The 22,064-nt window shown below is 69.5% G+C and carries 18 protein-coding genes; 11 read left to right on the top strand and 7 right to left on the bottom strand.

The genetic code is table 11. From position 1 onward, the window contains the following. Positions 1–94 precede the first annotated feature (94 nt). Positions 95–661 carry a GNAT family N-acetyltransferase gene (locus tag F4553_RS06235; RefSeq protein WP_184833395.1) on the top strand — a complete coding sequence of 189 codons (567 nt, stop codon included), beginning with the start codon at positions 95–97 and terminating at the stop codon, positions 659–661. On the opposite strand, the gene F4553_RS06230 is transcribed toward F4553_RS06235, so the two are convergent. Then, positions 604–2,244 carry an NsdA family TPR-like regulatory protein gene (locus tag F4553_RS06230; RefSeq protein ID WP_184833393.1) on the bottom strand — a complete coding sequence of 547 codons (1,641 nt, stop codon included), beginning with the start codon at positions 2,242–2,244 and terminating at the stop codon, positions 604–606. The genes F4553_RS06235 and F4553_RS06230 overlap by 58 nt on opposite strands. Before the next feature lie 181 nt (positions 2,245–2,425). Between F4553_RS06230 and F4553_RS06225 the strand changes: the two genes are divergently transcribed. Next, on the top strand, positions 2,426–2,713 hold the full coding sequence (locus F4553_RS06225) for a hypothetical protein (protein WP_184833391.1): 288 nt from the start codon (positions 2,426–2,428) through the stop codon (positions 2,711–2,713). Positions 2,714–2,801: 88 nt separating this feature from the next. On the opposite strand, the gene F4553_RS06220 is transcribed toward F4553_RS06225, so the two are convergent. Beyond that, positions 2,802–3,515 (bottom strand): hypothetical protein, encoded by a 714-nt coding sequence (locus tag F4553_RS06220; RefSeq protein ID WP_184833389.1) that lies wholly within the window; start codon positions 3,513–3,515, stop codon positions 2,802–2,804. Positions 3,516–3,630: 115 nt separating this feature from the next. On the opposite strand from F4553_RS06220, the gene F4553_RS06215 reads away from it, so the two are divergent. Continuing rightward, positions 3,631–3,837, top strand: a complete 207-nt coding sequence (locus F4553_RS06215; protein WP_184833387.1) for a hypothetical protein — start codon at positions 3,631–3,633, stop codon at positions 3,835–3,837. 136 nt (positions 3,838–3,973) lie between these two features. Here the strand turns inward: F4553_RS06215 and F4553_RS06210 are convergent, their stop codons facing one another. After that, positions 3,974–4,489: a GNAT family N-acetyltransferase gene (locus F4553_RS06210; RefSeq protein ID WP_184833385.1), complete on the bottom strand. Its 516-nt coding sequence runs from the start codon at positions 4,487–4,489 to the stop codon at positions 3,974–3,976. 16 nt (positions 4,490–4,505) lie between these two features. Then, the gene (glgX, locus tag F4553_RS06205; protein ID WP_184833383.1) at positions 4,506–6,620 is read right to left on the bottom strand and encodes a glycogen debranching protein GlgX; all 2,115 of its coding nucleotides are present in this window, start codon (positions 6,618–6,620) and stop codon (positions 4,506–4,508) included. A 473-nt stretch (positions 6,621–7,093) separates the two neighbouring features. On the opposite strand from glgX, the gene F4553_RS06200 reads away from it, so the two are divergent. From F4553_RS06200 to F4553_RS06180, 5 genes are all read left to right on the top strand, one after another. Continuing rightward, positions 7,094–7,423 (top strand): RICIN domain-containing protein, encoded by a 330-nt coding sequence (locus F4553_RS06200; protein ID WP_184833381.1) that lies wholly within the window; start codon positions 7,094–7,096, stop codon positions 7,421–7,423. A gap of 167 nt (positions 7,424–7,590) precedes the next feature. After that, positions 7,591–9,363 (top strand): non-ribosomal peptide synthetase, encoded by a 1,773-nt coding sequence (locus F4553_RS06195; RefSeq protein WP_184833379.1) that lies wholly within the window; start codon positions 7,591–7,593, stop codon positions 9,361–9,363. Then, positions 9,360–14,777, top strand: a complete 5,418-nt coding sequence (locus F4553_RS06190; RefSeq protein ID WP_184833377.1) for a non-ribosomal peptide synthetase/MFS transporter — start codon at positions 9,360–9,362, stop codon at positions 14,775–14,777. Before F4553_RS06195 ends, F4553_RS06190 begins: the two co-directional genes overlap by 4 nt. A 137-nt stretch (positions 14,778–14,914) precedes the next feature. Then, complete coding sequence (locus tag F4553_RS06185) at positions 14,915–15,409, top strand: SigE family RNA polymerase sigma factor (protein ID WP_312875116.1); 495 nt, start codon at positions 14,915–14,917, stop codon at positions 15,407–15,409. A 2-nt stretch (positions 15,410–15,411) separates the two neighbouring features. Continuing rightward, positions 15,412–16,209, top strand: coding sequence for a hypothetical protein (locus F4553_RS06180; protein ID WP_184833373.1), 798 nt, complete (start codon positions 15,412–15,414; stop codon positions 16,207–16,209). Between the two features lie 43 nt (positions 16,210–16,252). Here the strand turns inward: F4553_RS06180 and F4553_RS06175 are convergent, their stop codons facing one another. Then, positions 16,253–17,035, bottom strand: a complete 783-nt coding sequence (locus tag F4553_RS06175; protein ID WP_312875115.1) for an ArsR/SmtB family transcription factor — start codon at positions 17,033–17,035, stop codon at positions 16,253–16,255. A 132-nt stretch (positions 17,036–17,167) separates the two neighbouring features. On the opposite strand from F4553_RS06175, the gene F4553_RS06170 reads away from it, so the two are divergent. Both F4553_RS06170 and F4553_RS06165 read left to right on the top strand, forming a co-directional pair. Continuing rightward, the gene (locus tag F4553_RS06170) at positions 17,168–17,701 is read left to right on the top strand and encodes a hypothetical protein (RefSeq protein WP_184833371.1); all 534 of its coding nucleotides are present in this window, start codon (positions 17,168–17,170) and stop codon (positions 17,699–17,701) included. 82 nt (positions 17,702–17,783) lie between these two features. Further along, on the top strand, positions 17,784–18,227 hold the full coding sequence (locus tag F4553_RS06165; RefSeq protein WP_184833369.1) for a GNAT family N-acetyltransferase: 444 nt from the start codon (positions 17,784–17,786) through the stop codon (positions 18,225–18,227). Positions 18,228–18,302: 75 nt separating this feature from the next. Here the strand turns inward: F4553_RS06165 and F4553_RS06160 are convergent, their stop codons facing one another. After that, a complete protein-coding gene (locus tag F4553_RS06160; RefSeq protein WP_184833367.1) occupies positions 18,303–18,740 on the bottom strand; it encodes a hypothetical protein in 438 nt (145 codons plus the stop codon). A gap of 367 nt (positions 18,741–19,107) precedes the next feature. On the opposite strand from F4553_RS06160, the gene F4553_RS06155 reads away from it, so the two are divergent. Continuing rightward, positions 19,108–20,640 (top strand): L-histidine N(alpha)-methyltransferase, encoded by a 1,533-nt coding sequence (locus tag F4553_RS06155; RefSeq protein ID WP_184833365.1) that lies wholly within the window; start codon positions 19,108–19,110, stop codon positions 20,638–20,640. Positions 20,641–20,648: 8 nt separating this feature from the next. Here the strand turns inward: F4553_RS06155 and F4553_RS06150 are convergent, their stop codons facing one another. Continuing rightward, positions 20,649–22,034, bottom strand: coding sequence for a SigE family RNA polymerase sigma factor (locus tag F4553_RS06150; RefSeq protein ID WP_184833363.1), 1,386 nt, complete (start codon positions 22,032–22,034; stop codon positions 20,649–20,651). Positions 22,035–22,064: the final 30 nt, after the last annotated feature.

Genomic DNA, 22,064 nt, shown 5'->3' with positions numbered 1-22,064 from the left:
CCGCGTAGGTCTGGGTCGCGCGGCCTCAATGCCAAACTCACCTTCCCCGTGGTATGGGGAAGGTCGCGAGAAGCAGCGGTCGTAGGCTGTCCGAGTGTCCACTCTGACGTTCCGGCGCCATGCCGCCGCCGAGGTTCCCGACCTGCTGGATGCTCTGTGCGATGTCTACGCCGACGCCTACGGCCACGTGCCCGGGGAGGACAGCACGGTCAAGACGGAAGCCTTCCGCGATCGCGCTGACGCCGCACTGGATGCCAGCAACTATGAGCTTGTGACGGCCTGGGATAGCGGCGGCATCGTCGGCTTCGTGTTCGGCTACAGCTTGCGTCCCGAACGAGGCTGGTGGAACGGTTTGAACCCGGAACCGGCACCCGGCTTCATAGATGAGACCGGCGATCGGACCGTGGTGCTCGCTGAGATTGAGGTGCGAAGTGCCTGGCAAGGCCGAGGCGTCGGCCACCGGCTTCATGACGAATTCCTCGGTGGTCGTGGCGAGGAACGCGCCACATTGGCCTCGAATCCGGCGGCTGCCGAGACCCATGCCCTCTACCAGGGGTGGGGCTGGCGGCGGGTAGGTGTCGTGCCGGGCAGGCCGGGCTCTTATTACACGGAGTATGTGCGGTTTGTTCTGCCGCTTCGGCCCGGTACCGCCATTGCGTAGGCGTTGATCACCTGGTCTAGGTGTTTGACCGCCCTCGTCCGCCGCCACGGATCGAGCGACGAACGCAGGTGCGTAACGCGCTGGTCGAGGCGCTTGGTCGTGTTGAGCGCCGTCAGGATGACCACTTGTTCGATCGCCTCCACGGCGAATTCGATGCGGTCCTGCTGGACGAAGGCTTCGGCGCGAAAGAGCATCCGGAAGGCGCGATTGTGCAGATTGGCCATGTCGCTCAGCTCCAGCGATCGATCTGCCGCCGCCATGGCCTCGTCTGGTCTGCGCAGCTTGAGCGCGTGCTCGGCGTTGGTCCGCCAATAGAACGACTCGTCGAAGAAGTACCACCATGACTTGCGGGGCTCTGAATTCTTGTCGTATCCGATCAGCGCCTCGTGCTCGCGGCTGAGGTATGGATCGCACTGCTCTGGTCGTCCGTCGGCCAGGAGTGCGCGGACGGCGACGTCTGCGGCGTACGCGCGGGCGTGAGCGCTACCGGTCTGCTCGGCCCAGAACGCTGCTGCTGCGGCGTGGTCGATGCCGATGCGCGGCTTGCCCTGCCAGGTGGCGAGGTGGCTCATGGCGCAGAGGATGTAGGTGACGAGTTCGACGGCGCGTGCTTCGTGCGCGGCGGTCCTGGCCTCGTCGTAATACCTTTGGGCGGCCTTGTAGTCTCCAGCGTTGAAGCAGAGCCAGCCGGTGAGCTGGGTGAGTTCTGCGTAGGCCGCGACGGCGCGATCACGATAGGCGGGTGGTGCCGCCTCAGCCTGCTGTTCCGCGATGCTCCGGTATGCAAGGACGCTGGGCAGCGTGGAGAGTGCACCGAGCACGTCGCCCTGTCGGCGCATGTTCGGGACCACTGTTTCGCAGTGCTCCAAGGTTAAAAGATCAAATCGGCCTTCACGTGCTGACGCAACCATGCCGTCGAGGTCAGTCAGTGGAGCTGTCGCAGCGACGGTGAGGGCAGCCGCGAGCTTGCCGAAGATCTCTCGTCTGCCAGGCAGATGCGGAATGTGCTGGGTCCACATGATGATGACCTTCGCCAATTCTCCGAAGTCGACCTCCTCGGACCGGCGGAACAGTTCGCCGAGCGACGCGGGTAGCGGTTGGCTCGGGTCGGTTCCTGGCTGTCGGCTCAGCAGGTCGAGCAGCAGGTTCTCTGCGTTGCTCGGAACAATGATCTCACCGGTGACGGCTGCGGGAGTATCCCGTGGCACTGCCAAGTTCGCCGTTGCGGCCTGGTCGAGGTGCCGGAAGTCGGGCAGATCCGCCAGCAGGTCACCGACGCTGCATTCGTAGAGCTCGGCGAGCATCGCGAGGTGCTCGTGAGTGGGGGCGTGGCCGCCGGGGTTGGGCCAGTTCTCCCAGTAGGAGAAGTTCTTCAGCGTCTTGGGGTGGTCGGGCCAGCGCTGATTCCAGGCATCGGCGGCACGTTGCTGGCTCCAGCCTCGGACCATCCGCAGGGCGGCTCGCGGGTTGACGCGGAAGCGGTCCCGGTAGACCTCGGCTATGCGTACCCAGGTCATGCCCTCGGCGCGCAGTCGCGCGGTGAGGCGGGCCTGCTGCTGTCTGAGGCTGAGCTGAGGTTCCACGGTGTGCCCCCGGTGGTGTGCTGCTCGACATATCGAACGCTACCTGTTGCCGCTGGTGGAGGGATTCCCCGTGGCATGGGGAAAACACACGCAGTGACAGTTCCCTGCAACATTCGGTAGCCGGTATTGCCTGATGTAGATGATCGTTGATGCACGCCAGCTGAGTACGAATGGAGCCCTCATGACCGATCTCTCTCATCCGACCAAGCCGCCCTTCGACCTGGCCGACCCACCGGAGGATCCGCCGGAAGCGTGCGTGGACCCGGTGATGTGGGCGACCGCCCGGGAGCTGCTGGCCGAGCACGAACCGGTCGACGGTGTGTGCGAGTCCTGTGAGACGACGTATCTGCCGTGCGCCGGTCGCCTCCTCGCTGACGGAGGCCTCCAGACAGCGTGTGGAGTGACCGCGCCGACGGAGGAGTTCTGGACGCATCTGATGCGGATAAAGGCAAAGAAGAAAGCGGGTTGAGCTGGGACCGGCCTGCGCGGATAAAGGCAATGAAGAAAGCGGGTTGAGCTGGGACCGGCCTGCATGGATTGGGTGCGGGCCGGTCCAATCACTGTGCTGATGAGCCATTCGGGGCGGTCGGCGGGGTGGGTGCCGACGTGCCAGGCTGGGACAGTGCCTCCGGGGCCAGTTTGGCGAGCCTGCGCATTCTTCGACGGTCGAGGACGGTCATCAGTCGCTCGGATGATTCGACCAACGATCCGCCAGCCGGGATAGGAAGGAATATCGAAAGCATCCTGTCCATGGTGCCGAGGTAAAACTTCACGGCTCGGTATTCGGTCGTTAGGCGAAGTCCCATGACCTCGTCAAGGATCTGGGCAACCTGGGGATCGAAGGCCGACTCGGCCACGCCCAGTTGTTTTTCCGCAGTGCCGAGTTCGCGATGCATGTCGACCAGGGCTGCTGCGGAAGCCTTCAGCTCCTGTCGCCGCCGTTCAATCTCCAACCGTCGCGCTCGAAGGGCCACGAAGGCGTCGAGCTCAGCCTTGAGCCTTTCTGCGGTCTCGGCGTCCTCCAGCGCGGCTGCGGTGCGCCGCTTAGCCTCAGCTTCGTGCTTGAGTAGGGCCGCATCCGGTCGCTGCGTAGCCTGCCGGGCAAGGTTCAATGCGCCGAATCCGATAGGGACTCCGATCGCTCCCATCAGTGCGATGGCGATGGTCATGCCAGCAGAAGGCGATTGTGTTCCTTTTACAGTGAGCACGACGGTTGCACCTAGGATGGCAAGGCCGAGGAGCCCGAGGACCGCTGCTTTCACAAACCGCATGGCGCAGGATCCTACGGACTGCGCGGGTTGATCGACTCGTACCCATGTGTTGAACTCAGTGGCGATCCGGGTCCCGGGTCAGTCAGCGGTCACCGCGTCCGCGTAGGTTGCGGGTGTGCGTACCCACGTGGAGATCTTCGGTGATCTGCTCGATCGATCGATCGAGCAGATCGCCGCCGTGGCGGCGGACGCGCGTGACTTCGACGCGGCGCGCATCTCCCGACTGGCTGACATCTGGGACAACAACACGCTTCCGTGCCGTGGCGGGCGCGGGCGGGGCTGCGCTGGATGGCGTTCGGCGGCACTCGCCGGGCGTGGATGACCGGTGTGGAGCCGGCGCTCGCGGAGCTGCTCCCCGTCACGGCCGATGGGCCGTCACACCCGCAAGATCGTGCTCATTCACGGAAGTAAACCCTACCGGCGCAGGGTGAGGGGACTGTTTCCGGGAAACAACGCGATCAAGAGCTGGGTGGCGCCGGGCTCATGTAGACCCACAGGTCGAGCGTGCTGTCCGGGGCGAGGGGCAGGCGCAGCTCGCCGACGCGGCTCCAGCCCTCGGCCTCGTAGAGTGCCACGGCGGAGTGCAGCGTCTGGCCGACATCGAGGACCGCACGCCGCCCCAGCATCGGTGCCTGTGCGGCCGTGTGCCGCAGCAGGGTCCGGCCGACGCCCGACCGGCGCAGCTCGGGCGCAGTGAACAGGCGCGCCACCAGCGCGAGTTTTGCCGCAGGCAGCCCGGTGGCCCGCTCCACGACCTCGAACGTCGGGTCGGCCGGCGGGCAGTGCAGGGCGACGTGCCCGACGACGCGACCGTCGTGCTCCGCGACCCAGGCCGCGACCTCGTCGCCCTCGGCGAGATAGGCGGCCACCCGGTCGGGGGCCGTGTGCAGCGGGTAGCCGTCCGCCGCATGCACCCGCATCAGCAGGTCGAGGCAGGCGGCGGCGTCGCTGTCGGTCTTCGCCCGGATATGCACCGGACACATCGTAGGGTTACCGGCTGATCCGCTCCAACACGATCAGCGAGTGCTGCGGCACGGTGATCGCCTTGTCGGCCTCGACGGTCTGCTGGTCCAGCGGGTCCGACTCGGCGGTCGAGATGACCCGGCGCCACTCGTGTCCGTAATCGACGGGCGGCGCGTGGAACTCCAGCGGGTCGTGGTGGGCGTTGAAGCAGAGCAGGAACGAGTCGTCGCGGTGCCGCTGGCCGTACTGGTTGCGCTCGCCGATCCCGTCGCCGTTGACGAAGAGCAGAACAGCCCGGCCGAAGTCGTTGCCCCAGTCGTCGCCGGTCATCTCCCGGCCGTCCGGGGTGAACCACGCCAGGTCGGGTACGGGTGACCCGGCGCTGCGGCTGTGCACGGGCAGCCCGGTGAAGAACCGCCGACGCAGGAAGACCTGGTGCCGGGCGCGGAACGCGGTCAGGGTGCGGACGAAATCGAGCAGTTCGTCGTCGATGCCGTCCCAGTCGATCCAGGTCAGCTCGTTGTCCTGGCAGTAGCCGTTGTTGTTGCCGCGCTGGGTGCGCCCCAGCTCGTCGCCGTGCCCGATCATCGGCACGCCCTGCGACAGCAGCAGCGTGGCGAGCAGGTTGCGCTGGTGCCGGGCCCGCAGCGCCAGCACGCCGGGGTCGTCGGTCGGTCCCTCGATCCCGCAGTTCCAGGACCGGTTGTGGCCCTCTCCGTCGCGGTTCTCCTCGCCGTTGGCCCAGTTGCTCTTCTCGGTGTAGGAGACGAGGTCGGCGAGGGTGAAACCGTCGTGGCAGGTGACGAAGTTGATGCTGTGGAAGGGTTTGCGGCCGTCGTCGAGGTAGAGGTCGGGGGACCCGGTGATCCGGGACGCGAACTCGGCGAGCGTGGCCGGTTCGCCACGCCAGAAGTCGCGGACGGTGTCGCGGTATTTGCCGTTCCACTCGGTCCAGTTGGGCGGGAAGTTGCCGACCTGGTAGCCGCCGGGGCCGACGTCCCACGGTTCGGCGATGAGCTTCACCTGGCCGACGACCGGGTCCTGCTGCACCACCTCGAAGAAGGTGGCGAGCCGGTCCACCTCGTAGAACTCGCGGGCCAGCGTGGCGGCGAGGTCGAAGCGGAACCCGTCGACGTGCATCTCCTGCACCCAGTAGCGCAGCGAATCCATGATCAGCTGCAGCGAGTGCGGGCTGCGGACGTTGAGGCTGTTGCCGGTGCCGGTGTAGTCGACGTACCGCTCGGGCTGGTCGGGGTCGAGGCGGTAGTAGGTGGGGTTGTCGATGCCCTTGAACGCCAGCGTCGGCCCGAGGTGGTTGCCCTCGGCGGTGTGGTTGTAGACCACGTCGAGGATCACCTCGATCCCGGCGGCGTGCAGGGCCTTGACCATGCCCCGGAACTCCTGCGCCTGCTGGCCGCGGCTGCCCATCGCCGAATAGCCGTGGTAGGGCGCGAAGAACCCGATGGTGTTGTAGCCCCAGTAGTTCGCCATCCCCAGGTCGGCGAGGCGGTGGTCGTGCACGAAGTGGTGCACCGGCATCAGCTCGATCGCGGTGACGCCGAGCGACTTCAGATAGTCGATCATCGCCGGGTGGGCGACGCCGGCGTAGGTGCCGCGCAGCTCCGCCGGGATTCCCGGGTGCTGCTGAGTGAGTCCCTTGACGTGGGCCTCATAGATCATCGACCGGTGGTAGGGGGTCTGCGGCGGGCGGTCGTTGCCCCAGTCGAAGTACGGGTTGACCACGACGGACTTCGGCACGAAAGCCGCTGAGTCGGCGGTCGACATCCGGCCGGGCTCGTCGAGGTCGTAGTCGTAGACCGCCGGGTCCCACCGGACATCACCGTCGATCGCCTTGGCATAGGGGTCGATGAGCAGCTTGTGCGGGTTGCAGCGTTTTCCCTGGCCGGGGTCGTAGGCGCCGTGGACCCGGTAGCCGTAGCGCTGGCCGGGCTCGACACCCGGCACGTAGGCGTGCCAGACGTGGGCGTCGACCTCGGGCAGCGTGATCCGCCGCTCCAGGCCGGTGTCGTCGAAGAGGCACAGCTCCACGCTCTCGGCGAGCTCGGAGAAGACCGCGAAGTTGGTGCCGGTCCCGTCATAGGTCGCGCCCAGGGGGTATCGCCGTCCCGGCCAGATCTGCATGATCCCGTTCTACCCGACCTCGGGCGCGCAGAAACGCAACCCGTCACGTTGTGCAGCAAAGCGTGGCTATTTCGCGCTGCGAAAGCACGGTTTGCTGCACAACGTGACGGGGGTCGGAGCGAAAGGTGTATCGAAAATCATCGACTCCGGGCGGTGGTCGTGGATACCGTTCGGCTCCCTTCCCCCTCCACAGGAAGGAGCCACCCCCATGGCTCTGCCCCGCCTATCGGCCCGCGCCAACGGCCGATCCTCGTCGCCGCGCTCGCGGCGCTGCTGCTCACCACGGCACTCACCGGCTCGGCGTCCGCCCGGCCGGTCACCGACCCCGTCATCCCGGCCTTCGGCGCCGGCGCCGCGCCGGTCGCCCTCCCGCCGGACCAGCCGGGACTCGGCCTGGTCTACCGCGGCCTCGCCGCCGATTCCGCCGGTCAGTGCGTCGGCGGCATGCGGGTGGTCGCGGTCACCCCCGTCATGTGTACGCACGGCCCGGACGCCCCGCCGCCCTACTTCGCCGTCGACCGGAGCGTCACCCCGGTGCAGCCGTTGTCGGCCGCTCCGGCGGCGGGGGGTGCCTGGACGTCTCCGGCGGCCGGACCGAGGACGGCACGAAGACGCAGCTCTGGGACTGCCTCAACAACCCGGCCCAGAAGTGGCGGCTGGTGGGCAACACGCTCGTCAATCCCAACTCCGGCAAGTGCCTCGACGTCGCCAACGCCAGCACCGCCAACGGCACCCGGACCATCCTGTGGCAGTGCGGCACCGGTTCACAGCCGCAGGCCAACCAGGTCTGGCAGTGGCGCTGATCTGAGCAGCCGGGCCGCACCGCGCGCGAGGGGTGCGGCCCGGCACCTCCACCACGGCACACGGTGGCGTTGAATGCAAATATCGCTATCTAGGAGTGTCACACGAGACCTCGGAGACATAGAATCGCCGTCGATGTCCGCGTACTGATGAGTTGACGTGAGGCCTGATGGTGACCCACAAGCAGTACCTTGTCGACCTGGTCCACGCCCGCGCCGCCGATGGGGGTGCCGGGATCGCCGTCGAGCAGGGGACGCGTCGGGTCAGCTACGGCGAGTTGAGTCGGCTGGTCGGCGAGCGCGCGCACGAGCTGCGGGCACACGGCGCCGAGGGGGCGGTCGTCGCGATCGAGCGGCCGAAGGCGGTCGAGTTCATCGCCGACTACCTGGCGGTCCTCGCCGTCGGCGGTGTCGTCGTCCCGCTCGATCCCGACCTCCCGCCCGCGCGGCGCGGCACCTTCGTCGAGTTGGCCCGCCCGCAGTTCCTGCTGGGCGCCGGAGCACCGGCCGCCCTCGACGGCCGGCCCCACCCGGACCTCCCCGACGAGGGCGCGTTCGTCTACTTCACCTCGGGATCCACCGGGATCCCCAAGCCGGTCCTGGGCTCCGCCCGTGGGGTATCGACCTTCGCCGCCTGGTTCGGGCCCAGATTCGGCTTCGGGGCCGACGACCGGTTCGCGTTCCTCGCCGGGGTGAGCTTCGAGGCCGGGCTGCGCGACATCTTCCCGCCGCTGTCGGTCGGCGCGACCCTGGTCATCCCGTCGCCCGAGGACACGGGCTCACCGGAGTCGACGGTGGACTGGCTGGCCGAGAAGCAGATCAGCGTCGTCACCGCGGTGCCGTCGGTGGCCCGCGGCTGGCTGCGCCACGCCCGGCAGAAGTGCGCCTCGATGCGGGCGGTCTTCTTCGTCGGCGAGCCGCTCACCGCCGATGTGCAGGCGGATTGGTACGGCGTGTTCCCCGGCACGGAGATCCAGGTCAACTCCTACGGCTCCACCGAGAGCGGTCAGGGCACCGTCTTCCGGCAGATCCCGGTCGGCGAGCGGTTCTCCGACCGGGTCCCGGCCGGCCGGCCGGTTCCGGGCACCCGGTTCTGCCTGATCCCGCCCGAAGCACCGCTGGACGCCGGCATCGTGGCGGCGGCGCTGGCGGACCCGGCGGCCGCAGGCGAGATCGTGCTCGTCAGCCGCTCCTGCAGCCACGGTTACCTCGGCATGCCCGCCGAAAATGCGGTCCGGTTCGCCGACCTCGGCGATGCGGAGGTCGCCTACCGGACCGGCGACCTGGGCCGGGTCGACGAGCAGGGAGAACTCGTCGTCATCGGGCGCGCCGACGACGAAGTGAAGATCAACGGTGTCCGCGTGCACCCGGCCGAGGTGACCCGGGCGCTACGGTCCCTGCCGGCGGTCGCCGACGGGTTCGTCGTCGCGGTGAAGCATCCCGAACCCCGGCTGACCGCCTACGTCGTGCTCGCGGCGGGCGCCTCGACCACCGCGGCCGACCTGCGGCTGGACCTGCTGGATGTGCTGCCGCTCGCGATGATCCCCAGCCGTTTCGTCGAGGTCGCGCACCTTCCGGTCGCCCGGACCGGCAAGGTCGACCGGGCGAGCCTGACCGCGCTGGCCGAGCGGGACGCCGCGGCCGCGGTGTACGTCGCACCCGACGGCGAGATCGAATGCTGGCTCGCCGACCGCTTCGCCGAACTGCTCGGCGTGTCCCGGGTCTCCGCGACCGACGACCTGTTCGCCCTCGGCGGGGACTCCATCACCGCCACCCGCCTGTCCTCGCGGATCGCCGACGACCTCGGCGTCGAGCTGTCCCAGCGGGCGATCTTCGCCGCGGCGACGGTGACGGGTGTCGCGGCGGCGGTGCTGCGGGAGCAGCTGCTCCACCTGGACTCCGACGAGCTGACCGCGATGCTCGACTCGCTGGACAGCGCATGACCGAACCGTCCGTGGCGCGGCGCCTGGCAGAGCTGACGCCACAGCAGCGTGCCCAGCTCACCAAGCTGATGCGCGAGCGGGTCGCGAAGCCGCGCAGCGCGGCCGCGATCCCGGTCATCGACCGGTCGTCAGGACGTCTGCCGATCTCCAACGCCGCGCGTCGCCTCTACTTCCTGCAGAAGCTGCGGCCGGAGAGCGCGGCATACAACAACGTCGAAGCGATCCGCCTGCGCGGCGAGCTCGACGCCGATGCGCTGTCGGCGGCGCTGGTCGCGGTGGTCGCCCGGCACGAGGTGCTGCGGACCACGGTCGGTACGGCCGACGGCGACGGCACGCCGGAGCTGGTGGTCGCGCAGCTCCGGCCGCACATAGAAACGCTCCCGTCCTCGTCCGACGCGCTCGCGGGCATGCTGGCCGCCGCAGCGAACCGGCCCTTCGACCTCGACGTGGAGCTGCCGCTGCGGGTGGTGCTCCTCCGCCTCGGCGACGACGAGCACGTGCTGCTCTTCACCATCCACCACATCGCCTCCGACGCGTGGTCGTGCCGACTGCTGGTACGCGAGTTCTTCGAGGCGTACGCCGCCGCCGCGGCCGGTGCCGTCCCGGACGCGACGCCGCCCGCCGTGCAGTACGCCGACTTCGCCGCATGGCAGGCAGCCGCTCGGGGATCGGACAGGCACCTGTCCTACTGGCGGGAGCGGCTGGCGGGGCTGGCGCCGGTGCTGGAGCTGCCGCTGGAGCAGGCCCGGCCGGCGCTGCGCTCCGACCACGCCGCCGAGATCCACCTGGACCTGGACCGGGGCCTGCACCAGGCCGCCCGGGACGCGTCGGTCACACCGTTCGCACTGCTGCTGACGGCGTTCGGCCATGTCCTGCACCGGCACTGCTCCACCGAGGACGTCGCCGTCGCCATCCCCGTCTCCGGCCGCGACCGGGTCGACGTGGAGCAGCTCATCGGTTGCTTCATCAACACCGTCGTGCTCCGACTGGACCTGAGCGAGCTGCCGACCCGGCGGCAGCTCGTCCGCCGGGTCTGGGAGCAGACGCTCGCCGACCTGGAGCACCAGGAACTGCCGTTCGAGCAGCTCGTCGCCGAACTCGTCACCGAGCGGGACCTCGCCGCCGGCCAGCTCGTGCAGGTGATGTTCAACTACTACCCCGCCACCGAGCCGCCCTCCGACGTTGTCGGCCTGCGCCTGGACCCGGTGGAGGTCCCTCACTCGCGGGCCAAGTTCGACCTCGCCTGCACGGTCGTCGACCACGGCGACAGGCTGCGGATGACCCTGAACTACGCTACCGACCTGCTCGGCCACGACACCGTGTGCCGCATGGGGGAGCACCTCGTCGCCGTACTGGCCGGGCTGCTGGCCGACCTCGACGCACCGGTGGCGACCCTGCCGCCGGTGCCGCCGGGCGACCCGCTGCGGCCCGCCCGCGTCCCGGCGGGCATCGGTGCGGACCCCGTGCCGGTGCTGCGGCGGTTCGAACAGCAGGCGCGAGCGCACCCGGACCGGGTGGCCGTGCGCGGCCCGGGCGAGTCCGTCACCTACCGCGACCTCGACGAGAGGGCCGGCCGGCTCGCTGGTCACCTCGCCGAGCAGGCTCCGGACGGGGGAGTGGTCGGGCTCCTGTTCGAGCGGTCCGCCGACTACGTCACGGCCATGATCGCCGCGATGAAGGCCGGGCTCACCTACGTGCCCCTCGACCCGGTCATGCCCGTCGCGCACCTGGCGGCGGTGCAGCGCGCAGCCGGGGCGCACCTGCTGCTGACCCACGCCGCGGTAACGGTGGCGCCGGTGCCGGGGGTGCGGACCCTGGCGATCGAGGATATCGAAGACCGGCCGTCCGGGAACCCGCCGACCCGCGTGCTCGCCGTCGACGACGCGATGTACGTGCTGTTCACGTCCGGTTCGACCGGGACGCCCAAGGGCGTCGTCGTGGAGCACCGCCACTTCGCGAGCTACCTCGACTCGATCGTCGGCCGGATGGCGCTGCCGGACGGGCTCCACTACGCGCTGGTGTCGACCTTCGCCGCGGATCTGGGCCTCACCAACGTCTACGGGGCACTCGCCACCGGTGGCACCCTGCACCTGCTTCCCTATGAGTGGGCGGCCGACCCGCAGCGCTTCGCGGACTACTTCGGCCGGCACCGCATCGACGTCATGAAGCTCGTCCCCAGCCACCTGCAGGCGGTCGCCGACGCCGGGCTGCTCGCGGCGGTCGTGCCGGCTCGCCATCTCGTTCTCGCCGGTGAGGCCTGCCCCTGGGACCTGGTGACGGCGGTACGGGCGGCCAGGGAAGGGTGCGCGGTCTGGAACCAGTACGGGCCGACCGAGACGACGGTGTCCGTGCTCGCCTACCCGGTACCGCAGGAGGTCCCGGCCGTCCGCGGGGCGACCGTGCCGCTCGGCTACCCGCTGGACCATGTGGGCGTCCACGTCGTCGATCGGCACCTCCGACCTGTGCCCCGGGGTGCTGCGGGGGAGCTGCTGATCACCGGCGACAGCGTCGCTCGGGGCTACCTCGGCGCCGGGGGCGCGGACCACGCGCGGTTCATCGAGGACCCGTTCTCGGCGGAGCCGGGTGCGCGGGCCTACCGCTCCGGCGACCGGGTGCGAGAACGCCGGGACGGGTCGATCGAGTTCCTCGGCCGTCTCGACCGGCAGGTGAAGATCCGCGGCTACCGGGTCGAACCGGCCCATGTCGAGTCGGTCCTGCGCCGCCACCCCGCCATCGCCGACGCCGCCGTCGCGGTGCGCACCGACAACGGCCGGGCAGCGCTGGTCGCCTACTACGTCCCCCGGCCGGGAGTCCCCGTGGAACTCTCGCCGTACGACTTCGCCCGCGGCGCGATGCCCGCCTACCTGGTGCCCTCCGCGTTCGTGGCGCTGGACCGGCTGCCGCTGACCCCCAACGGCAAACTCGACTGGCGGGCGCTGCCCGAACCCGACCGGCACGCCGCCCGGGACCGACCGGCAACGCCGCCCCGCAACGCCCGCGAGGCGCACCTGGCCGAGCTCTGGTGCGAGGTCCTGGGCCTGGACGAGGTCCATGTGGACGATGACTTCTTCGCCGTGGGCGGGGACTCGTTCGCCGCGATGCGCCTGGCCCGGCGCATCGGCGCGAGCACCCGTGTGGTGTCGATCTTCCAGTACCCGACGATCCGGCAGTTCGCCGAGGCCGTCGGCGGCGCAACCTCGACCGGTTACCTCTGCCGTCTGCCCGGTGCCGGACCCGAACCGGTCGCCGCGACGGCGACGGTGATCGCCGTGCCGTTCGGCGGTGCCACGGCGGTCGCCTATGCCGAACTCGCCCGCGCGCTGCCGCCCGAGTTCCCGCTCTACGCCGTCGAGCTGCCCGGGCACGACAGTGCCGACCCGGAGCAGGCCCTGCGACCGTTCGAGGAGATCGCAGCGGGCTGCGTCGAAGAGGTCCGCCGGACAGTGGCCGGCCCGATCGTCGTCTATGGACATTGCGTCGGCGCGGCACTCGCCTACGACATCGCCCGGCGCCTGGAGCTGCTGGGAATGCCGGTCGTCGGCGTCGTGCTCGGCGGAGCGTTTCCGGCGCCGAGGCTGCCCGGGCGGGTGTTCGACGTGTGGGCGCGGCTGATGCCCAGCGACCGCTGGCGCTCCGATCGCCTCTATCGGGACATGCTCCGAGGCATCGGCGGGCTCACGGAGATCGTGGACCCGCACCAGCAGGCGTTCACCCTGAGGGCCGTGCGCCACGACGCCCGCGAGTCCGAGGAGCTCTACACCCGCCTGTGCCACAGCGGGCAGCCGACCAGGTCGCTGCATGCGCTCAGCGTCGTCGGCGACCGGGACCGCATCACCGAGTTCCACTCCGAACGGCACGCGGAGTGGAACCTGCTCTGCGCGCGGACGGACCTGGCCGTCATCCCGGACGCGGGCCACTTCTTCCTCAAACACCAGGCGGGGCAGCTCGCCGACATCGTCGTCGGCTGGACCGGGGAGCGGTTGAGCGGGCCTGCCGCAGACCCGGCGGCGGTCGGGGAGAGCCGGCCGGCAACGGCACCCGAACCGGCGCGGCGGATCGCGGCGCCGGCCGCCCCGGCGGGCAACCTGCGCGGGTTCGCCCTGGTCACGTTGGGGCAGCTCGTCTCGCTGACCGGCAGCCGGGCCACCGCCTTCGCCCTGGGGATCTGGGTCTACCTGCAGACCGGCAGCGTCACCCGGTTCTCCTCGATCCTCATCGTCGCCCTCCTGCCCGGCCTGCTCCTGCTGCCGCTGGCCGGGGCCGCCGCCGACCGGTGGAACCGGCGCGCGCTCATGATCGGCAGCGAGGTCGCCAACGCCGTCGGGACAGGGCTGTGCCTGGTCGCCTTCGCCACCGGATCGCTGCAGCTGTGGCACGTCTACACCGCCGCTGCCCTGGGCTCGGTCGCATCGTCGTTCCAGCAACCCGCCTACATGGCCGCGGTCGCGCAGCTCATCCCCAAGCAGTACCTGGGGCGTACCAACGGTGTGCTGCAGGCGGTGATGGCGGTGAGCCAGGCCGCCGGACCGCTGCTCGGCGGCGCTCTCATCGTCTCGATCGGCCTCGGCGGAGTCATGGTCGCCGACCTCGCCACGGTGCTGGTCGCGCTGGTGACGCTGCTCGCCGTGCGCTTCCCGGACCTGCTGTTCCGCAGGCGTGAGGAGACGCTGTGGAAGGAGATCGTCGGCGGGTTGCGGTATATCGCCCGGCGCCGACCGCTCGTCGCCATGGTCGTGTTCTTCCTCGGCTACAACCTGATCCTCGGCCTCGCCCTCGCGCTGCTGCCGCCGATGGTGCTGGCCTTCGGTGACGCGGGCACCCTCAGCCTCGCCACGATGATCGGCGCGGTCGGCGGCATCGCGGGTGGCATGGCGATGGCGCTGTGGGGCGGGTTCGACCGGCGTACCACCGGCATGATCGGCTTTGTGGCGCTCACCGGCGTCGGCCTCATCGTCTCCGGACTGCGCCCGTCGGCCGCCTTCCCGATCGTCGGTATCGCCCTGATGATGGCCTCCATCGCGCTGATCAACGGACACTGGCAGACCATGATCCAGATCAAGGTGGGGATGGAGCTGCAGGGACGGATCCTCGCCACCAACCGGATGACGGCCAACCTCACCGAACCGCTCGGCTACCTCGTCGCGGGCTGGCTCGCCGACGCGGTCGTCGAGCCCGCCATGGCCGAACACGGGCGGCTCGCCACGAGCATGGGCGGGTTGCTCGGCACCGGTCCCGGCCGGGGCATGGCGCTCGCGCTGGTCGTGCTCGGCACGCTGCATGTCCTGCTCGCCGTTGTGGGGCTGCGCTGGTCCACGCTGCGGCGGATGGAGGACGCGCTGCCCGACGCCGTCCCCGGAGCAGTCGTCACCTGGGACCGGGACGAGCTGCAACGCGAGGCAGACCGGCGGGTCTGAACGAGACGCAGCCCGGGGCCGGTCCGACTTCCGGCGTGGTCCTGGTCCCCGCACCGATGAACCCACGATTCGCTAGCAACCCTCGGCGACCCCCGCTACGTCGTGGTGTGGACTGGACCGCACGAGGGAGGACCGATGTGAACAAAGCCGAGGAAGAAGAGTTCCGCGCATATGCCGCGGCCCGCATGGACAGGTGGCGTTCGACCGCCTTCCTGCTCTGCCGGGACTGGCACCTCGCCGACGACCTGGTCTCGATCACCGTCGGCAAGATCTTCCGGCACTGGCGCCAGCTCTCCCAGGCTGACAACCCGGACGCCTACGCGCAGCGGATCCTCACCCGGACCTGGCTCGACGAGCAGCGCCGTCCATGGCATCGCCGGGAACGCTCGCGCGACACGCTCCCGGAGACGACGGTGACCGAGGCCGACCGGGTCCTCGACCGGGAGGGCCTGGACCGGCTGCTCACCTCACTCGGACCGAGGCAGCGAGCGGTCGTGGTGCTGCGCTACTACCTGGATTACTCGATCGAGGAGACCGCCGAGATCCTCGGGGTCACCGAGGGCACCGTGAAGAGCCAGTCCGCGCGCGGCCTGGTCATCCTCCGTTCGAACGCGGCGAAGGCAGGAGCCTGACCATGTCCAACACCCTGTTCACAGAGCTCATCGGGGACATCCCCGCCTCGACCGTCGATGTCGACACGATCATCGTCAGGCAGCGACGCCACCGTACCCTCCGCATCTCGTTTGCCGCGCTGAGCGCGGTCGCGGTCGCGGTCGCTGCCGCGCTGACCGCGGGCCTCGCGGTGATCAAGCCGGTGGGCCTGGAGAACCCCGCCGGCACACCGTCGCCGACCCCCTCGGTCCACCCGCTGCAGTTCATCCCGGCCGGTGTCTGGGAGAGCCGGTGGAACTGGCTCTCCACCGAACTCGACCGGGCGGTGAAGGAGGTGGCGCCGGAGTCGCACTGGGTCCTCGGCTTCTTCCAGGGCGCGGCCCAGAGTGTCGACGGCGATCCGCCTCGGTTCTACAGCACCGACATGGACCTCCGGTCGACCTGGGGCCTGGCCAAAGGCGCAGACCGGGGTGAGTTGATGGTGGAGATTCTCTACCCCATCTGCTCCGACCCGGCGATCAACGGTACGCCTGCCTGTCGCCCGGAGTGCCCGACCGGTTATGCCGCCTGCCGTGAGGGCCTGACCGAGGCGGGACTGCGCTACGTCCTGCGCTACAACCTCGTCAACGGCGAGTCGGTCCGCTACATGGCCGACATCGTCCTCGCCAACGGCGTCAACATGCGTATCTCCATCGGTAACAGCGTCATGGTCAGCAACGAGGAGTGGACGTACACGGCGCATCCGCCGATCTCCGCCGAAGACCTGTTGGCGGTGGCGGAGAAGCTGAGCACGAAGTTCGCCGCCTCACCCGCACCCTGACCCCAGTCGTTCTGAGTACGCGGAGGCGGCCGCCTCCGCGTACTCAGCGGGTGGCCTTCATCTCCCACGGGGCCTGCGGCAGGGCGTGCCCGACCTCCAGCAGCGACTTCAGGTTGGCGAGCACCGCCGGCCACCCGTGCGAGATCGCGCCGAGCGCGTCGGCGTCGGGCAGGTTCTCGTGCGTGACGGTCAACCGCACGATCTCGTGGTGGGGCTCGATCAGGAACGTCACGGTCGGGCCGCCCTCGACCGGCTCGCTGTCGGGGTCGTCGAAGGTCAGCACCAGCCGCACCGGCGGCTCGGCGACCAGCACCCGGCCGACGGCGTCGGCGATGCCGGAACCGTCGGTGCGCTCGTGCCGCCAGGTCGAGCCGGGCTGCCAGTCGGAGACGTTGCTGTGGCCCCAGAACTCGGCGGTCAGGTCGGCGCTGGTGAGCGCGTGCCAGACCCGCTCGGGCGTGCTCTGGATGTAGGTGACGTAGACGAACGTCGGTATGGCGGTCATGTCGTGTCCCTCCGCTTGCCGCTTGATGCCGCTGAGCATCTGAAGTCTCGGGTGCTCGAACGGGGCGATCCACCGCTGCTGGATGTCGTGGATCGGCACCGGGTTGAGGTAGTGCAGCTTCTCCCGGCCGCGCCAGACGACGCTGATCAGGTTGGCCTCCTCCAGCACACCCAGGTGCTGGGTGGCCGACTGGCGAGCCATCGAGAGCTGCGAGCAGAGCGCGCCGAGAGTCTGGCCGTTGCGCTCCCGAAGGCTGTCCAGGAGGCGTCGGCGGGTCGGGTCCGCCAGCGCCTTGAAGGCCCTGTCCAGGGAGTCGGTCACCAGCCCATTATGCAGGTAATCGCCTGCATGATGTCAAGCCATGGCCGATCATTGCGTGGCGCATCGAGGCCGCTTAATATCGGTCCGGCGTGTGGGAGCGCTTCCATCACATCGCACCACGAAGGGGAACAGATGGACAAGCACAGCACCCGGACGCTCGTAGGCAGGCTGGCCGGTGTGGCCGTCCTGGCGACGCTGGGCCTGGCACTCAGCCCGGTCGCCGCGCATGCAGACGGCTGGCGGACCGCCTCGGCGCAGGGCTCCGGCCCCAGTGCGGCGGCCGGTGCGGCCAACGCCCAGAACAACGCCATCGCCGCGCTGAACGCCCAGGCCGCACAGGCTGGTGAGGTCTGCAGCAGCATCACCTCGTCGGCGACCTGGGTCTACACCGCGCCCGGCGGCGCCGCATACGTCTACAACGGCACCGCGACCGGCTACTGCGCCGTGCCGCCGCCCTACACGGTGTCGCGTTCGGCGACCCGGCAGGGCGGGGGCTCCTCGGCGTCGGCCGCTCAGGCGGCCGGCTTCACCGCCGCGAAGGCCGACATCCTCGCGGCAGGGGTGAGCTGCACCAGCTGGTCGGCCACCTATGCCTCCGTCTACACCGCGCCCGGCGGCGCCTGGTACATCGTGAACGCCACCGTCAGCGCGCTCTGCACCAACTGACACCCCGCGCCCCGGTGTGGTCCATGCCGCACCGGGGCGCCGGCACCGCCGCCGACGACCACCGTCTGGGTACGGTGACCGCATGCTCCTGCGCGACGCCACCCGTGCCGACCTGCCCGACATCATCGCCATGCTCGTCGACGACGTGCTCGGCAAGGGGCGCGACTTCGCCGAGGTCGACGACGACTACGAGCGGGCCTTCGCCGCGATCGACGCCGACCCCCGCAACCAGCTCGTCGTGGCGGTCGACGGTGCCGAGGTGGTCGGCTGCTTCCAGCTCACCTACATCCCGGGCCTGGGCCGCCACGGCGCCGAGCGCTGCCTCGTCGAGGCGGTCCGGGTCCGCTCCGACCGGCGCGGTCAGCGGATCGGCGAGCAGATGATGACCTGGGCGATCGACCAGGCCAGGTCCCGTGGCTGCGCGCTGGTGCAGCTCACCACGGACAAGTCGCGGCTGGACGCGCACCGGTTCTATGCCCGCCTCGGCTTCGTCGCCAGCCACGAGGGCATGAAGCTCGCTCTCTGAGCCGTGCTCGCCGGCCGGTCCCGACGAAGCGAGGGGCTGGCGCCGACCCCTCGCTCACGGTCGGTGCCTCCCGGGTCAGGCCCAGACGTAGTGGATGCTGATGGGGAGCGGCGATCCCCAGTCGACGCACAGGCGGACCTGGACTCCGCCGGAGATCACCCGGACGTTGCGGACGTCGATCCAGGCGGAGCCCATCCACTCGACCCCGTTCACCATTTCGCTCGCCGACACCGCCACCGGCTGCCTGGCGTAGACGGGCAGTGCCAGGTAGAGGTCGGCGCATCCGTTGAACGTGATGCTCGCGGTCGCGCCACCGGCCGCGTCGATGGTCCGCTGGGTGTCGGCGATCCGGTAGGCCGGTAGCTTCGAGTCCCCTGATGAACCGGCGGACGCGGCCCCGGGCAGCGGAGCGCCGGTCTGCTGATCGTTGCCCGAAGCGACGGCTCCCGTCGCGGTGAGCAGCAACGCGCATGCGACTGCGGCGGTTCCCAGAAGTGCTGTCAGCTTACGCATTTCAAGACCTCCTGTTGGTCTGGTGTTGTGGCGCTTTCGCGGCGCCTCGACCGGCGAGCGGCGGACCTGCCGATGCCGTACGGCGAGACAGGGCCAATGGAGTGGGAGACCGTTGCGGAAAAGGATGTTCCGGCAGCGCCGCTTGATGTCACGGTAGCCATATGGCGAAATGCGAAAAAGCCCAGTACAGGTGCCTTTTGGGTGCGGATATATAGGACCGGCATCGATGTATGGCGAACCCTGTATGATTTGATCGTTCCAGGATGAGCCCGGTGGGGGCCTCGCTAAAGCCCTCTGTCGCCCCCAGAATGTCCAACGACCCAGCATGACGGTTCTCAAGTGTCCATTGCCAGGCCAAGGAGGGTCAGTGACGGACCTGCGCGAGTCCCGACGACGGGGAAGGCCCGCTAGACAACCGGTCTCGCACGCGGCTCCGGAGTTGAAGGAACTGCTCAATTACCTTCGCTGGGTCCTCGCCAAGAACGCCGATATCGCCACCGTGCACCGACGAATACGGGCCGTCGAAAGGAACTCCACCGATCCGCGGCTGATCGCGTATGCCAAGGTGCAGACCTTCCGCCGATCATGGCAGGACGCGATGGAATTCAACAAGGTTCCGTCCTGGGAGCGCGTCGTCCGGCCGTGGGCCGTCGCCTTTGGCGGCGAGGACGGACTCCGCGAAGCCGAGCGGCTCTACAACGCGATCGGGGCGGCCGAACTGCACCGAGACCACCGGGATCCGTCGATCTCGCGTCCGGGCGGCACCAAGTCCACGATCGGAAGGCCGGGATCGGTGTCCTCGGAGGAGTACTTCGTTCGCCTGGCCAGGGTCCTGGAGGGTTCGAAGGCGGCGGCCAGCGAACTCGACTGGTCCGTGTGCCTCCTCGGGCAGGACCAGGCGGAGGCTCTCGCCGTGCTGGACCAGGCGCTCGCCGGCGACCCGGAGACCGGAGCCGGCAAGCGGGTGCCTTCTGGGCTGTCGTACTGGGGCCTCGGTCCGACGAACGCATGGGTCAACGCCTGCGACGATCCCCACTGGGTGATGAGGCGTCCCGGACGGAGCCTCCAGTCGTTTCACCGGACCTGGGCCGAGGTGTGGCCGAGCCTGCCCGACGACACGGCGTACCACTACGTGAGCCTCGGTCCGGGCACCGGGAAGAAGGACCGGATCGTCCTGGAGACCCTGGTCGGCCGGCAGCCCGACCTGATGTACGTGCCGGTCGACATGAGCGTCGACATGCTCAAGCAATGCCTCGACGCCACCGACGGTCTGTCACCGGAGATGCTGTCGTTCCCGATCAACCTCGACTTCTCGAGCATCTTCAGCATCGCGGAACTGCGCACCGTGACCGCCCAGCTCGGCGGGGGTGCCCCCATCCTCTACTCCCTCCTCGGCAATACGCTGGCGAACTTCGATGACGACAAGGAGCTGCTGCGCAACCTGGCGACGCTCCTGCGGCCGCAGGACCGCCTCGTGCTCGAGGTCGCGGTGACCCAGGAGCTCGCCGGCCGTGAGCGGCTGGCCTGGCTCGAGTACAGCGGCAGCATCCGGTTCAAGGAGTTCGTCACCGCCACCCTGCGTCAGAACAGCGACATCTCGATGCCGGACCTCAGCAAATCGGTGAGATTCCATGGCGTCATCGAACCCGGCCACGCCATCCGGATCGAGATGTACCACGACGCCGTGGACGACGCCACACTGCGGCTCGCGAGTGCGCCCATCCCCTTTCCCGCGGGCGACATGATCCGCCTCTACGTCAGCAGGAAGTACGCGGTGGACGGGGTCGAGGCGATGCTCGACTTCTGTGCCCTCGACCTGGTCGCGCAGGCAAGCTCACGGACGAAGAACGGCTTCGGCAACCTGCTGATGCTGCTGGCACCCGCGGGGGAGGCCGCCTGAACGCGGCATCACGGCAGCGGTCGCCCGAGCCAGCGCAGGTCCGGGTTCGGCCCGATCGACAGCTCCTCGGCGATGCGGATCGCGGTGGACCGCAACGCGACCGGGTCGTCGACGGGGATGTGGCACGTGACCTGCGCGTACCGGTCGTCGGGCAGGTCGAACCGGATCTCGACGTGCTTCTCGACGCCGGAGCCGCCGGGCACGTGGCGGATCCGCCCGGGGCGCCCGCGCAGCATGGTCGGCTCGAACGGCTGCCGCAGGCCCGATTCGTCAAGAGCGCCGGGGGTGCTCGCGAGCCTGATCGTGATCAGCCGGTCGGCGAAGGTGAGCTCCTGCACCCAGTGCCGGCTCGTACCCCACACGTGCACCTTCCGCGTCAGCGGGAGGCTCTGACCCCTGGCGACGACGGTGGGCAACCAGCCGGCGTGCATGGCGACCTCACACACCGCGCGGTCGTCGTCCACCATGGACTCCGCGAGCCGGTGCAGATCGAGGTCGTCCCGCCTCGTCGCGGCCACCCCGGCCAGGATGTCGTCGGTGATCAGCCATTTCAGCAGGTGGGGAGGCCCGGATCGGGCGGGGCGGCCGCCCACGGTGGTGTTGGGCGTGTCGAACAGCGGGGCAGTCAGAGGACGGTCCGGCACCGTCGAGATCCGTCCCACCCAGAGGCTGAGCCTCGTCGGCGGACTGGTGCCGCCCAGGAGTGCCGCGTCGTCCTGCGGAGCGGTCCACCTCTGCTCGCTGTACAGGTCGTCCACCGATGCGCTGCGGGAATAGGCGACCAGTCCGTCGGGAACCCAGGTCGGACGCAGGCCCAGCGGTGCCGTTGTCGCGGTGGATTCCGGCGGAGCCGGAACGCGCAGCGCCGACGCGGTTGGGATGCCGATCACCGCCCCGCCGGTCAGCAGGCCGGCCGTCGCCAGGACTGCGCGGCGTTGCCGGTGGGCGCGGATCCGGTCGGCCAGCCGGGCCTGCAGCGCGCTCGGATCGGGTGCCTGCGCGGCGATCTGCTCCAGCGCTCGGGGAAGGGCGACGTCCGCGGTCTCGGCACCGCCCCGGCCGTCGAAGAAGCGCAGCGCGATCACGGTCCGCTCGCGTGGCGGCAGCTCGACGACGCGACGGATCAGCTCGGCCTCACCGCCGTGGTCGATCGCCGGTCCGCTCACCGGTTGCAGCCGGTGAGCGCGGCGCCGCCAGGACAGGTACTCGGTGACGACCATCGCCCTCAGGTACGACTCGGGCCGCTCCATCGCCGCGATGCGATGCCACGTGCCGGAAGCGCGGACCAGCGCGTTCTGCACCACGTCCTCGGCGAACCGACCGTCGCAGGTGACCACCATCGCGAACCGCAGCAGCCCGCCCGACCGCTGGGCGACGAACTCGTCAAAGGTCATTGTTCCGCTCCTGTGTGCTGCTGCGCGATG

It is taken from the genome of Allocatelliglobosispora scoriae (assembly GCF_014204945.1).
Lineage (GTDB): Bacteria > Actinomycetota > Actinomycetes > Mycobacteriales > Micromonosporaceae > Allocatelliglobosispora > Allocatelliglobosispora scoriae.
The sequence above is the reverse complement of the archived record's forward strand: the minus strand, read 5'-3'. Positions and strand labels throughout refer to the sequence as shown.